The sequence below is a fragment of the Pantoea sp. Ap-870 genome, from assembly GCF_011752515.1.
In the GTDB taxonomy this organism is placed as follows: Bacteria; Pseudomonadota; Gammaproteobacteria; order Enterobacterales; family Enterobacteriaceae; genus Pantoea; species Pantoea dispersa.
In genome coordinates this window covers 114,889-128,151 of sequence record NZ_VWXG01000002.1, presented here as the reverse complement: position 1 = coordinate 128,151, position 13,263 = coordinate 114,889, and the positions used below count along the sequence as shown (strand labels likewise).

Genomic DNA, 13,263 nt, shown 5'->3' with positions numbered 1-13,263 from the left:
GAATTTACTGGCTCTGTAATTTACTGGCTTTGTTTAAACTGCTGCATGGCTTCCAGCACATTGCTGGTGGCGAGCGACATCACCCATTCGCTGTTGCGAAATACGTCGTAATGGCCGGCGTTATAGCGAAACACATACAGCTCACCGCGGAAACGCAATCCTTTTGTTTTCACGCCAATGTGATGCCGGCGCAGTGCTGCCTGTGAAAGTCTGTCAGTCGCGGTTCTCATCATCATTCTCCTGTCCAGCCTTTGGCGTCACTATCCCAGGGAAGAATAAGCAGCCAACCTTAGGATAACCTTAAGAACAGTATAGTCTCTTAGTTAATGTATTGAAAAATAGCCACTTTGATTGCCGTGTGTCGTCATGCAGGCCAATGATGTCTGATCCGATGCTGATTTCCGGCCCCGGCGCGCAATCTTCTACCAATCTTCAACATCACGTAAAAAAGTCAGCGTGCCGCTTTGCCATTTAATGTTCAGTTAAGTTTTCCCCCGTATTTTGGTTTCTTATAGCGATAAAACAGACCTGCTTAAGTTTTGTTGCGCGCAGATGACAACAGCACATCAAACGCACTCGTTTAAGTAACGTTTAAACAAAAGGTTACAGCGTGTTTCATCAGGTTGTCATGCGCGGCAATAACGCTTGTTTTATTTTTCAGCATGTTTTCAGGCACAACAGTAAGGTTATCTTATGAGTTTCCTTCCGTTTTCGCGCCCGGCATTGGGTGAGGAAGAACTGGCCGCGGTGCAGGCGGTATTTGCATCGGGCTGGATTACCACCGGACCGCAGAATGCTGCGCTGGAGCAGGCGTTTTGCCAGCTCACCGGCAACCAGCACGCTATTGCCGTCAGCTCCGCCACAGCAGGCATGCACGTCACGTTGATGGCGCTGGGTATCCAGCCCGGTGACGAGGTGATCACCCCGTCGCTGACCTGGGTTTCTACGCTCAATATCATTACGCTGCTGGGCGCTACGCCGGTGATGATCGATGTGGATCGCGATAACCTGATGGTGAGCGCAGAACAGATCGAAGCGGCCATTACGCCGCGCACCCGCGCCATCGTGCCGGTTCACTATGCCGGTGCGCCGGCGGATATCGACGCCCTTCGCGCCGTCAGCGCGCGCCACAATATCCCGCTCATTGAAGATGCGGCCCACGCGGTAGGTTGCTACTACAAAGGCCGGCACGTCGGGCAGCAGGGCACCGCAATCTTCTCGCTGCACGCCATCAAAAACATCACCTGCGCCGAAGGTGGCATCGTCGTGACCGATGACGCGCAGCTGGCTGACCGCCTGCGCAGCCTGAAATTCCACGGCCTCGGCGTCGATGCCTACGATCGCCATACCCATGGCCGCAAACCGCAGGCCGAAGTGATCATGCCCGGTTTTAAATACAACCTGCCAGACATCAACGCCGCGATTGCGCTGGTGCAGCTGCAAAAGTTGCCGGCCATCAATGCACGTCGCCAGGCCATCGCCGCGCGCTATTTGCGCGAGCTGGCAGATACGCCGTTGCTGCCGCTGGTGCAGCCGGCGTGGCCGCATCAGCATGCGTGGCATCTGTTTATCATTCGCGTGGACGAAACGCGCTGCGGTATCAGTCGCGATGCGCTGATGGAGCAGTTGAAAATTCATGACATCGGCACCGGCCTGCATTTCCGCGCCGCGCATACCCACAAGTATTACCGTGAACGCTATCCGCAGCTCTCGCTGCCGGCCACCGAATGGAACAGCGAACGTATCTGCTCGCTGCCCCTGTTCCCCGACATGCTCGATGACGATGTAACGCGTGTGATTACTGCCTTACGCCACCTTGCGGGAGCCTGAGATGCTGGAAGAAAAACCGATTCGCAAAGTCTCCGTGGTGATCCCGGTGTACAACGAAGAACAGAGCCTGCCGGAGCTGGTGCGCCGTACCGACGCTGCCTGCCGCACGCTCGGCCTTGATTATGAAATCTTACTGGTGGATGACGGCAGCGCCGACCGCTCCGCGCAGATGATCGCCGATGCGGCGGATATGCCGGGCAGTCACGTGGTCGGCGTGCTGCTGAATCGCAACTACGGGCAACACTCGGCGATTATGGCCGGTTTCAGCCATGTTTCCGGTGATGTGATCATTACGCTGGATGCCGATCTGCAAAACCCGCCGGAAGAGATCCCCAATCTGGTCAAAGCCGCACAGCAGGGCTATGACGTGGTCGGCACCGTGCGTCAGAACCGTCAGGACAGCTGGTTCCGTCGCCGCGCTTCACGCACTATCAACCACCTGATTCAGCGCGTGACCGGCAAAGCGATGGGCGATTATGGCTGCATGCTGCGCGCCTATCGCCGTCACATTGTTGATGCGATGCTCAACTGCCACGAACGCAGCACCTTTATCCCGATTCTGGCGAACACCTTCGCGCGCCGCACCATTGAACTGCCGGTTACGCATGCCGAGCGTGAGTTTGGCGACTCCAAATACAGCTTCATGAAGCTGATCAACCTGATGTATGACCTGGTGACCTGCCTGACCACCACGCCGCTGCGTCTGCTGAGTATTGTCGGCAGCTTAATCGCGCTGGCCGGTTTCGCCTTTTCTCTGATCCTGATTGTGCTGCGCCTGTTCCTCGGTGCCAGCTGGGCCGGTGACGGTGTGTTCATGCTGTTTGCCGTGCTGTTTATTTTTGTCGGCGCGCAGTTTGTCGGCATGGGCCTGCTGGGCGAATACATCGGTCGTATTTATAACGACGTACGCGCCCGTCCGCGCTACTTCATTCAACGTGTTATCCATCCGCAACAAGATGCCCCGTCTGTACAGGAAATTAAGCAATGAAAACTATCGTCTTCGCCTATGCCGAAATGGGCTGTGCAGGCATCACTGCGCTGCTGAACGCAGGCTATGAAATCAGTGCCATCTTCACCCATGCGGACACCTCGCCGGAGAGCCATGCGTTTCCTTCGGTAGCACGCCTCGCGGCTGAGCAGGGCATTCCGGTTTATGCGCCGGAAGATGCTAACCATCCGCTGTGGGTGGATCGCATCCGCGCCATGCAGCCGGACTTTATCTTCTCGTTTTATTATCGCGCACTGCTGAGCGATACCATTCTGAACTGCGCGCGGGTTGGCGCGTTTAACCTGCACGGTTCGCTGCTGCCGAAATACCGTGGTCGTGCGCCGCTTAACTGGGTGCTGGTCAACGGCGAGACGGAAACTGGCGTAACGCTGCACCGCATGGTGAAACGTGCCGATGCCGGCGACATTGTGGCGCAGCAGCGCGTGGCGATTGACCCGCAGGATAATGCGCTGACGCTGCACCGTAAGCTGGTGGCCTGCGCCGGCCAGCTGCTGGAAGGCGCGCTGCCGCCGATGAAGCGCGGTGAGATTGCCGCCACGCCGCAGAACGACGCGGAAGCGACCGTGGTCGGTCGCCGCACGCCGGAGGATGGCCGTATCAACTGGGAGCTGCCGGCGGCTAAAGTGAATAACCTGGTGCGCGCAGTCACCGATCCCTGGCCAGGTGCGTTTGCGTATGCCGGCACGGTGAAATTCGTGGTGTGGAAAGGGCGGGTTCACCAGGATGCGCCCAGCGCCAAACCGGGCACGGTGCTGTCGGTAGAGCCGTTCCTGATTGCCTGCGGCGAGGGCGCGCTTGAAGTGGTCACCGGGCAGAGCGACAACGGTGTTTACATGAACGGCAGCCAGCTGGCGCAGAGTCTGGGCATGGTGCCGGGTGCGCTGCTTTACTCGCAGCCGGTTGCTGCGGTAAAACGCCGCACGCGGGTGCTGATCCTCGGCGTAAACGGCTTTATCGGCAACCATCTCACCGAACGCCTGCTGCAGGATGATAACTTTGAGGTTTATGGCCTGGATATCGGTTCCGATGCCATCAGCCGCTTCCTGGATGAACCGCGCTTCCACTTCGTTGAAGGGGATATCAGCATCCACTCTGAATGGATTGAGTATCACATCAAGAAATGTGACGTGGTGCTGCCGCTGGTGGCGATCGCCACGCCGATCGAATATACCCGTAATCCGCTACGCGTATTCGAGCTGGATTTCGAAGAGAACCTGAAGATTATTCGTGACTGCGTGAAGTATAAAAAGCGCATCATTTTCCCGTCGACCTCCGAAGTGTACGGTATGTGTACCGATCAGCATTTCGACGAGGATCACTCCAACCTGGTGGTCGGACCGATCAATAAACAGCGCTGGATCTATTCGGTATCAAAACAGCTGCTGGACCGGGTGCTATGGGCCTATGGCGAAAAAGAGGGGCTGCGCTTTACGCTGTTCCGTCCGTTTAACTGGATGGGCCCGCGACTGGATAACCTCAACGCCGCGCGTATCGGCAGTTCTCGCGCCATCACCCAGCTGATCCTCAATCTGGTGGAAGGTTCGCCGATCAAGCTGATCGACGGCGGCGCGCAGAAGCGCTGTTTCACCGATATTCGCGACGGTATCGAAGCGCTGTTCTGCATTATCGAGAACAAACACAACAACTGCGATGGCCAGATCGTTAACATTGGTAACCCGGAGAACGAAGCCAGTATCAAAGAGCTGGCGGAACACCTGCTGGCCAGCTTTGAGCGCCACCCGCTGCGCGATCGCTTCCCGCCGTTTGCCGGTTTCCGTGAGGTAGAGAGCAGCAGCTACTATGGCAAGGGCTATCAGGACGTGGAGCACCGCAAGCCGTCGATTAAAAACGCCCGCCGTCTGCTCGACTGGACGCCAACCGTGGCGATGGATACCACCATCGACAACACGCTGGACTTCTTCCTGCGCACCGTTGAGCTACAGGAAAAGCCATGAAGCGAGTGGGTTTGCGTGTTGATGTCGATACCTGGCGCGGCACGCAACTGGGCGTACCGGCGCTGCTGCAGCAGTTCAGCCTGCATCAGCTGCAGGCCAGCTTCTTCTTCAGCGTTGGGCCGGACAACATGGGGCGCCACCTGTGGCGCCTGATGAAGCCGCGCTTTCTGTGGAAAATGCTGCGTTCGCGCGCGGCCTCGCTGTACGGCTGGGATATTTTACTGGCCGGTACCGCCTGGCCGGGCCGCGAAATAGGCAAAGGGCTGGCGTCGATTATTCGCGCCACGGCAGATCACCATGAAGTGGGGTTACATGCGTGGGATCACTTTGCCTGGCAGACCTGGGCTGGCGTCTGGTCGCCACAGCAGCTGAATGCGCAGATTGCGCGCGGTAAAGCGACGCTGGAAGCCATTTTGGGTGACAGTGTCACCTGCTCTGCGGTGGCAGGCTGGCGCGCCGACAGCCGGGTACTGGATGCCAAGCAGCCGTTTGGCTTTCGCTATAACAGCGACTGTCGCGGCAGCGGGCCGTTCATTCCGCGCCTCAACGATGGCAGCCTCGGCACGGTGCAAATTCCGGTAACCCTGCCGACGTGGGATGAAGTGGTGGGCCAGCAGGTCAGCGCGGAGGGGTTTAACGACTTTATTCTCGCGCAGATGCATGCCGCCAGCGGTACGCCGGTCTATACCATTCACGCAGAGGTCGAAGGCATCGTCGGTTTGCCCGCCTTTGCCGATCTGCTGACGCGCGCGCAGCAGCAGGGCATCCGGTTTTGTCCGCTGAGCGAGCTGCTGCCGGACGATCTCAATACGCTGCCGCAGGGCCATGTGGTGCGCGGGCATATTGCCGGCCGGGAAGGCTGGCTGGGTTGCCAGAGTTAACATTTTACAGGACTCAAGTATGGAAACACCGATGCGCAGCCGCACCCGCATAGTGCTGCTGATAGCGCTTTTTGCTCTCTATTATCTGATCCCGGTGCCATTCCGTGATCTCTGGCAGCCGGATGAAACCCGCTATGCCGAAATCAGCCGCGAGATGCTGCTGAGCGGTAACTGGGTGGTGCCGCACTTTTTCGATTTGCGCTACTTCGAGAAGCCGATTGCCGGTTACTGGATCAATAATTTTGGCCAGCTGTTATTTGGGCATAATAATTTTGGCGTGCGCGCCGGTGCGATTATCTGTACCACGCTGAGTGCCATGCTGATCTACTGGCTGGGCAAGCGGATGTTCGCCAGCCGCAAAATAGCGCTCACCGCCAGCGTGATCTTTCTTACCTCGCTGCTGGTTTACGGCATCGGCACCTATGCCGTGCTCGATCCGATTCTGCTGCTGTGGCTGGTGGCGGCAATGTGCAGCTTTTGGTTTGCTGCGCAGGCGCACAGTACCTCACAGCGGCTGACGGGGTATGTGCTGCTCGGCGCGGCCTGTGCCATGGGGTTCATGACCAAAGGCTTTCTGGCGCTGGCGGTGCCGGTGCTGGCGATTGTGCCCTGGGTGCTCTGGCAGCGACGTTTTGGCGAACTGCTGCGCTGGGGCCCGCTTACTGTGCTGGTGGCGGCCGCGATCAGCGCGCCCTGGGCGCTGTCCATTCAGCATCAGGAAGGCGATTTCTGGCACTACTTCTTCTGGGTCGAACATATTCAGCGCTTCGCGGAGAGCGATGCGCAGCACAAAGCGCCGTTCTGGTATTACCTGCCGGTGTTGGTGGCGGGCTGTTTACCGTGGCTCGGCCTGTTGCCAGGCGCGCTGAGCGGCGCATGGCGTCAGCGTCAGCAGCACGCTGCCGCGATCTATTTGCTCAGCTGGGTTGTACTGCCGCTGCTGTTCTTTAGCATCGCCAAAGGCAAACTGCCGACCTATATTCTGCCGTGCTTTGCGCCGCTGGCGTTGTTAATGGCGCATTATGCGCACGGTAACACCGCGCGCCTGAAACAGGCGTTGGCGGTAAATGGCTGGATCAACCTGCTGTTTGGTCTGGTTGCCACGCTGCTGGTCGTGGTGGTGCTGGCACCCTGGGGGCTGGCGCACCATCCGGTGTACGCGCGCGATGAGTTGCTGCGGGTAGTGTGCGCTGCGCTGGCATTTGCCGGCTGGGCGGTGATGGGCTGGTTAAGCCTGAAAACAGGCCGCTGGCAACTGGCTGCGCTTTGCCCGCTGGCATTGGCGCTGCTGGTCGGGTTGGCTATCCCGCAAAAGGTACGTGACAGCAAACAGCCGCAGAGTTTCGTGAGTGCCGTGCGGCCACAGCTGGCGCAGAGCCGCTATCTGGTGGTGGACAATTCCGGCATCGCTTCTGCGGTCGCATGGGAATTGCGCCGCAGCGATATCACTTTCTTCGATGAAAAAGGTGAGCTGGAGTACGGACTGGGTTATCCCGATGCAAAAACGCGCTACGTCGACGAGGAAGCCTTCGCTGACTGGCTGCGCCTGCATCGCCGACAGGGTCCTGTGGCACTGGTGCTGCTGCTGAATTCTGACGAAAAGCAAGCGGATGCGCATCTGCCGGTGCCGGATGATGTGTATCAGCAGGGACGGCTGGTCTACTACGGCTACAACGCGACACCATGAATCTGCTGCTGATCCTGCTGGTAAGCCTGCTCAGTTGTGCCGCCCAGCTGTGCCAGAAACAGGCGGCCCACTGCGGCGGGCACCGGCTGTTCGGCTGGCTGGTGCTCAGCCTGTTGCTGCTGGGGACGGCGATGCTGCTGTGGCTGGTGGTGCTGCGCACCGTGCCGGTCAGCTTGGCTTACCCGATGCTGAGCCTGAATTTTGTGCTGGTGGCGGTGGCGGCGCGCGTCATCTGGCGTGAGACCTACACGCGGCGGCAGTGGCTGGGTACGTTGGCGATCGTTGCCGGGGTTGCGCTGATGGGGAGCCATCTGTGAAGGGCTGGCTGCTGGCGCTGGCCAGCGTGCTGCTGGTGTCGCTGGCGCAGCTGCTGCTGCGCACGGCAATGCTCGCGCTGCCACCGCTGGATACATGGACCGCGCTACCGTGGCAGCACGGCCTGATACCGTTAATCGGCGGACTGGCGGCCTACGGCTGCTCAATGCTGTGCTGGCTGCTGGCGCTGCGGCTGTTGCCGCTCAACCGGCTCTATCCGCTGCTCAGTCTGAGCTATGTGCTGGTGTGGCTGGCCGCCATTTCCCTGCCAGCCTTGCATGAAACCTTCCGCTGGAGCAGTCTCGCTGGCGTCATATTGATCGTCTGCGGCCTGCTGTGTGTGGCGCTGCCGCGCCGTTAACCGTTAATGCTGCTGCCACGGGTGATATTCACCCTGGCGGCGGCCTGGCGCCGTTTCCGGCAGACGCAGCAGGCCGAACAAAGAAATCACCCCCAGCACTGCAACATACAGCGCCAGACCATACCAGTGGCCATGGGTCACCTGCAGAATCTTCACCGCCACCAGTCCGAGTACGCCGCTGCCGATCAGCGAACCGATCTGCCAGATCACCGCGATACCGCTGCAGCGAATGTGCGTGGGAAACAGTTCGGGGAACCATGACGCCTGCGGGGCATAACACATGCTGTGGCCCAGCGTCAGCGCCACGATCATCGCCAGCTGCGTGAGCCAGTAGCTGTTGTGCGCCAGCGCGAGAAAAAAGGGCACGATCGAGAGCATGATCAGCAGCGTGCCGATCAGGTAAACCGGCTTGCGACCGATGCGGTCGGAAAGGGCACCCATCAGCGGGATCGCCAGTACTTCGAGGATCACCGCGACGATCATACTGTTCATCAAAATGCCGGCATCAAGCTGATTAGCCTTACCCCAGGCAAGGATGATGACGGTAAACAGGGCGAAGGCGCAGGCTTCGATCAGTTTCGCTGCCACGCCGTTAACCACCAGCCGTGGATTACCACGCAGCACCTCTTTTAACGGCCTGGATTCTGCCGCTTTGGTTTCACGAATGGCGGCGAAGACCGGCGATTCATCAATGCGCAGGCGAATAAACAGGCCGACAATCACCAGCAGCGCGCTGAGCAGAAAAGGTACGCGCCAGCCCCAGTCCATCATCTGCTCCGCGCTCAGCGCGGCATTAAGCATAGCGAACAGCGCCAGCGGCAGCAGAAACCCGACCGGAGCACCAATCTGCACCCAGCTGGCAAAGAAACCGCGCCGGGCAGGCTGCGCATATTCGGCCGTCATTAATACCGCGCCCGCCTGTTCGCCGCCAACGCCAAACCCCTGCAGCAAGCGGATGGCAATCAGTAATATCGGGGCCCAGACGCCAATTTTTTCGTAGGTTGGCAACAGGCCAATGCAGAACGTGCCAAGGCCCACGATCAGGATGGTCGCCACCAGCGCCTTTTTGCGTCCCACTTTGTCGCCGATGTGCCCAAACACCATGCCGCCAATGGGACGTGCGAGGAAGCCAACCGCATAAGTGGCGAAGGCAGCGAGTGTGCTGACCAGCGGATCGTGACTGGGAAAGAACAGATGGCCAAAGAACAGTACCGCTGCCGTACCGTAAGCGAAAAAGTCGTAATACTCTGCCGCCGTGCCTATCGCCGAGGCGCTGGCGACGCGGCGAATCAATGATTTAGGGTGAGCTTCAGCGGTATCAGATTGAGCAACAGTTGAAGAGGCCATGACAAATCCCTAAGAGGTTAAAGAGCGACTACCATACAAGAAGGTTTGTGCAGTTGTTGCGCGATTGATCACAAAGCGTGGCGACTCCCGGCGTAAAGGGGCCGATCTGCTGCGCTTAAATAACCACCTCGCCCGATCTTCATTCACCTTTTTTCTGCTGATGTAAATCCATCAAAATAAACCGGTCAAAAGGCTTGAACTCACAATTTGAAAAGCAGGTTTCAAATATAAATTAACATGAAATAAAAATGCCGATAGCCTGGACGCGCTGCTTTGTTCTGATGCTTTTCCTAACGCATTTTTTACCAGGAGGTATTATGGAAAAAGAACTTTATCTCTCCACCAACACCGCGTCCGGCCCCAACAGCACAACAAAAACCGAACCCTTCGTAAAAATCATCGCGCTGGTGGCGACACTCGGCGGGTTGCTGTTTGGTTACGATACCGGCGTGGTATCCGGCGCGCTGCTGTTCATGCGCAGCGATTTACATCTCACGCCGTTCACTACCGGGCTGGTCACCAGTTCACTGTTATTCGGCGCTGCCTTTGGCGCACTGCTGGCAGGGCACTTCGCGGATGCCCTCGGACGCCGCAAAATCATCATCACGCTGGCCTTTATTTTCGCCCTCGGCGCGGTCGGCTCTGCCTTCGCACCTGATGTGGTGACGATGATTGCGTCACGCCTGTTTCTTGGTATTGCCGTTGGCGGGGCGGCTGCCACTGTGCCGGTGTATATCGCGGAAATTGCCCCGGCGAATAAACGCGGTCAACTGGTGACGCTGCAGGAGCTGATGATTGTCTCTGGCCAGCTGCTGGCCTATGTCTCCAATGCCACCTTTAATGAAATCTGGGGTGGTGAACATACCTGGCGCTGGATGCTGGCCATCTCCACCGTACCCGCCGTGCTGTTGTGGATCGGGATGATCTTTATGCCGGAAAGTCCACGCTGGCATGTCATGCGCGGCAACACCGCTGGCGCGCGCAGGGTGCTGGAGAAAACCCGGGCGGCGGAGGACGTAGAGTGGGAGCTGGAGGAGATCGAAGAGACCATCGAAGAGCATCGCCAGCAAGGCAAAGGTCGCCTGCGTGACCTGCGCACGCCATGGCTGCGCAAAGTGTTTTTGCTGGGAATTGGCATTGCCGCCATCCAGCAGCTGACCGGTGTGAATACCATCATGTACTACGCGCCAACCATGCTCACTGCTACCGGCCTGAGCAACGATGCGGCGTTGTTCGCCACCATCGCCAACGGCGTGATCTCCGTAATCATGACGCTGGTGGGGATTGTGATAATCGGTAAGGTTGGTCGTCGTCCGTTGGTGCTGATTGGGCAGATGGGCTGTACCGCCTGCCTGTTCTTTATCGCTACGGTGTGCCTGCTTATGCCGGAGTATCACGCCGGTGGTGCGGTTAATCTGCTGCGGGCCTATCTGGTACTGGCCGGAATGCTGATGTTTTTATGTTTTCAGCAGGGCGCGCTGTCACCGGTCACCTGGTTGCTGCTGTCGGAAATCTTCCCGGCGCGCATGCGCGGCATTTGCATGGGCGGTGCCGTTTTTGCCTTGTGGATTGCCAACTTCGCCATTTCCATGGCCTTCCCGCTGTTGCTGGCCGCCTTTGGCCTGGCAGGGGCGTTTCTCACCTTCGCCGTGATCGGGATCGGCGGCGCCCTGTTTGTACTGCGCGCTATCCCGGAAACCAAAGGGCGCAGCCTGGAACAGGTCGAACACTATTTCTATGAACTGTATGACGGCAAAGGCTAAATGTGAGGGCGCTCAGGCTGATGTAAATCACTCAAAGAAGCCGCAGAGCGGGCAAAAAAGATAACTTACTATCAGGGCATGTCAGTACCTTGCAGCAAACAGAACCTTACCCAGTGATTATTATCCAGGAAAGATCATGACCTACAAAATAAGCAGTGACCGATTCTGTGTTAACCGTAAAATTGCCCCTCATCTCAGCATGGCGGAATTCTTCGCGCTGGTGGAACAGCTGGGATTAAATAAAGTTGAAATACGCAACGATATGAAAAGCGGCAGCGTGACCGACGGCGCAGGCGGTGAGGAGGTGCGTCGTCTGGCAGCGCAGCATCAGCTTGAGATCGAAACCATCAACGCGGTGTATCCCTTCAATCAGTTAGATGATGCGGTGCTGGAAAAAACGCGCGCGCTGTTAGCCGATGCGCGCGCCACCGGGGCGAAAGCGCTGGTGCTCTGTCCGCTCAATGATGGGACGCCAGTGAGTAATGAGCAAACCGTACAGGCACTGCAAACCCTGGCGCCGCTGTTTGCCGAATATGGTGTTGCCGGGCTGGTTGAACCACTCGGTTTTCCGCAGAGCTCACTGCGCTCCGCCGCGCTGGCGCAGCAGCTTATCGCTCAGGCCGGCGTGCCGTTTAACATCGTGCTGGATACCTTCCATCATCACCTGTACGAAGGCGCCGAACAGGATTTTGCCGGTGGCGTAGACGTGAATCATATCGGCCTGGTGCATCTCTCTGGCGTAACGGATGCGCGCCCGACTCATCAACTCACCGACGAAGAGCGCATCATGCTGAGCGCGGATGACCTGCTGAAATCCCGCGAGCAGGTGCAGCGCCTGGAAGAGATGGGCTATCACGGTATTTATGCTTTCGAGCCGTTTTCTTCGGTGATGGAGAGCTGGAGCGCTGAGGATATTGCGCGCGAAATCCGCAGCAGCATTGATTATCTCAACCACTAACCAATCCGGCATTTTGCTGAAGGAACCTCGCATGACACTCAATATTGGTGTAATCGGCACTGGCGCTATCGGCCGTGAACACATTCGTCGTTGCAGCCAGGTGCTGCAGCATGCGCGCGTGGTCGCGCTTAATGATATCAATCGCAACAACTGTGAGCAGGTGATTAGCGAGCTCGGCTTGCAGGCGGAGATTTACGACAACGCGCACGATTTAATCGCCGCGCCGGAGGTGCAGGCCATTCTGGTTACCTCATGGGGCCCGACGCATGAAGAGTTTGTGCTGGCAGCCATCAAAGCCGGCAAAGCGGTATTCTGCGAGAAGCCACTGGCGGTGACCGCGCAGGGCTGTATGAATATTGTCGAAGCGGAAATTGCCGCGGGCAAAAAACTGGTGCAGGTGGGTTTTATGCGACCGTACGACAGCGGCTATCGCGCGCTGAAAGCGGTTATCGACGGCGGCACCCTGGGTGAGCCGCTGATACTACACTGCGCGCACCGCAATCCGGCGGTCGGCGATGCTTATACCACCGATATGGCGATCACCGATACGTTGATCCATGAACTCGACGTGCTGCGCTGGCTGCTGAACGATGATTACGTCAGCGCGCAGGTGATTTACCCCCGCAAGACCCGCCACGCGTCATCGCACCTGAAAGATCCGCAGATTGTGCTGCTGGAAACCGCGAAGGGTATCCGCATTGATGTCGAGATCTTTGTGAACTGTGCCTATGGTTACGACATTCAGTGTGAGGTGGTTGGCGAGAGCGGCATTGCCCGCCTGCCTGAACCAATGTCGGTGCAAACCCGCCACGCGGCGCAGCTCTCCACTGGCATTCTGACCGACTGGAAAAAACGTTTCATCGCTGCCTATGACGTTGAGCTGCAGGATTTCATTAACAACGTGCTGTCAGGCAATATGACTGGCCCGTCGGCGTGGGACGGCTATGCCGCCGCCGTGGCGGCCGATGCCTGTGTTGCGGCACAGAACAACGGTGACATTGTCCCGATTACCATGCCGCCACGTCCGGCTTTCTATCGTTAATCCCGTCACATCGCGGCTGGCGCACCCTAACCGGTGCGCTTTGTGTGACGTTGTCACCTGTTGACAGCTGTCTTTCCGTCAGTCACCGCCGCGCCTCACATTTGTTACCGATCCC

At 58.2% G+C, this 13,263-nt stretch carries 12 protein-coding genes; 10 read left to right on the top strand and 2 right to left on the bottom strand.

The genetic code is table 11. The features are described 5' to 3' along the window. Nucleotides 1-20: 20 nt before the first annotated feature. Nucleotides 21-236 carry a hypothetical protein gene (locus tag F3J41_RS06675; protein ID WP_227746467.1) on the bottom strand — a complete coding sequence of 72 codons (216 nt, stop codon included), beginning with the start codon at nt 234-236 and terminating at the stop codon, nt 21-23. A gap of 457 nt (nt 237-693) precedes the next feature. Between F3J41_RS06675 and arnB the strand changes: the two genes are divergently transcribed. From arnB to arnF, 7 genes are read left to right on the top strand one after another with little or no spacing between them, the layout of a single operon-like run. Further along, on the top strand, nt 694-1,830 hold the full coding sequence (gene arnB, locus F3J41_RS06670) for a UDP-4-amino-4-deoxy-L-arabinose aminotransferase (protein WP_058776364.1): 1,137 nt from the start codon (nt 694-696) through the stop codon (nt 1,828-1,830). Between the two features lies 1 nt (nt 1,831). Then, nucleotides 1,832-2,818: an undecaprenyl-phosphate 4-deoxy-4-formamido-L-arabinose transferase gene (gene arnC / locus F3J41_RS06665; protein WP_021509379.1), complete on the top strand. Its 987-nt coding sequence runs from the start codon at nt 1,832-1,834 to the stop codon at nt 2,816-2,818. Next, nucleotides 2,815-4,794 carry a bifunctional UDP-4-amino-4-deoxy-L-arabinose formyltransferase/UDP-glucuronic acid oxidase ArnA gene (arnA, locus tag F3J41_RS06660; protein WP_166710359.1) on the top strand — a complete coding sequence of 660 codons (1,980 nt, stop codon included), beginning with the start codon at nt 2,815-2,817 and terminating at the stop codon, nt 4,792-4,794. The genes arnC and arnA overlap by 4 nt, the downstream gene beginning before the upstream one ends. After that, nucleotides 4,791-5,675 (top strand): 4-deoxy-4-formamido-L-arabinose-phosphoundecaprenol deformylase, encoded by an 885-nt coding sequence (arnD, locus tag F3J41_RS06655; protein WP_166710357.1) that lies wholly within the window; start codon nt 4,791-4,793, stop codon nt 5,673-5,675. The genes arnA and arnD overlap by 4 nt, the downstream gene beginning before the upstream one ends. Before the next feature lie 31 nt (nt 5,676-5,706). After that, the gene (gene arnT / locus F3J41_RS06650) at nt 5,707-7,362 is read left to right on the top strand and encodes a lipid IV(A) 4-amino-4-deoxy-L-arabinosyltransferase (protein ID WP_166710802.1); all 1,656 of its coding nucleotides are present in this window, start codon (nt 5,707-5,709) and stop codon (nt 7,360-7,362) included. Then, nucleotides 7,359-7,679, top strand: coding sequence for a 4-amino-4-deoxy-L-arabinose-phosphoundecaprenol flippase subunit ArnE (arnE, locus tag F3J41_RS06645; protein WP_166710355.1), 321 nt, complete (start codon nt 7,359-7,361; stop codon nt 7,677-7,679). Before arnT ends, arnE begins: the two co-directional genes overlap by 4 nt. Then, nucleotides 7,676-8,038 (top strand): 4-amino-4-deoxy-L-arabinose-phosphoundecaprenol flippase subunit ArnF, encoded by a 363-nt coding sequence (arnF, locus tag F3J41_RS06640; protein ID WP_058781501.1) that lies wholly within the window; start codon nt 7,676-7,678, stop codon nt 8,036-8,038. Before arnE ends, arnF begins: the two co-directional genes overlap by 4 nt. Before the next feature lie 3 nt (nt 8,039-8,041). On the opposite strand, the gene F3J41_RS06635 is transcribed toward arnF, so the two are convergent. Beyond that, the gene (locus F3J41_RS06635; protein WP_141495976.1) at nt 8,042-9,385 is read right to left on the bottom strand and encodes an MFS transporter; all 1,344 of its coding nucleotides are present in this window, start codon (nt 9,383-9,385) and stop codon (nt 8,042-8,044) included. Nucleotides 9,386-9,702: 317 nt separating this feature from the next. On the opposite strand from F3J41_RS06635, the gene F3J41_RS06630 reads away from it, so the two are divergent. From F3J41_RS06630 to F3J41_RS06620, 3 genes are all read left to right on the top strand, one after another. Beyond that, nucleotides 9,703-11,148, top strand: a complete 1,446-nt coding sequence (locus F3J41_RS06630) for a sugar porter family MFS transporter (protein ID WP_058759139.1) — start codon at nt 9,703-9,705, stop codon at nt 11,146-11,148. Between the two features lie 136 nt (nt 11,149-11,284). Beyond that, nucleotides 11,285-12,106, top strand: a complete 822-nt coding sequence (locus F3J41_RS06625) for a TIM barrel protein (protein ID WP_166710352.1) — start codon at nt 11,285-11,287, stop codon at nt 12,104-12,106. Between the two features lie 31 nt (nt 12,107-12,137). Beyond that, nucleotides 12,138-13,148 carry a Gfo/Idh/MocA family protein gene (locus F3J41_RS06620; protein ID WP_166710350.1) on the top strand — a complete coding sequence of 337 codons (1,011 nt, stop codon included), beginning with the start codon at nt 12,138-12,140 and terminating at the stop codon, nt 13,146-13,148. Nucleotides 13,149-13,263: the final 115 nt, after the last annotated feature.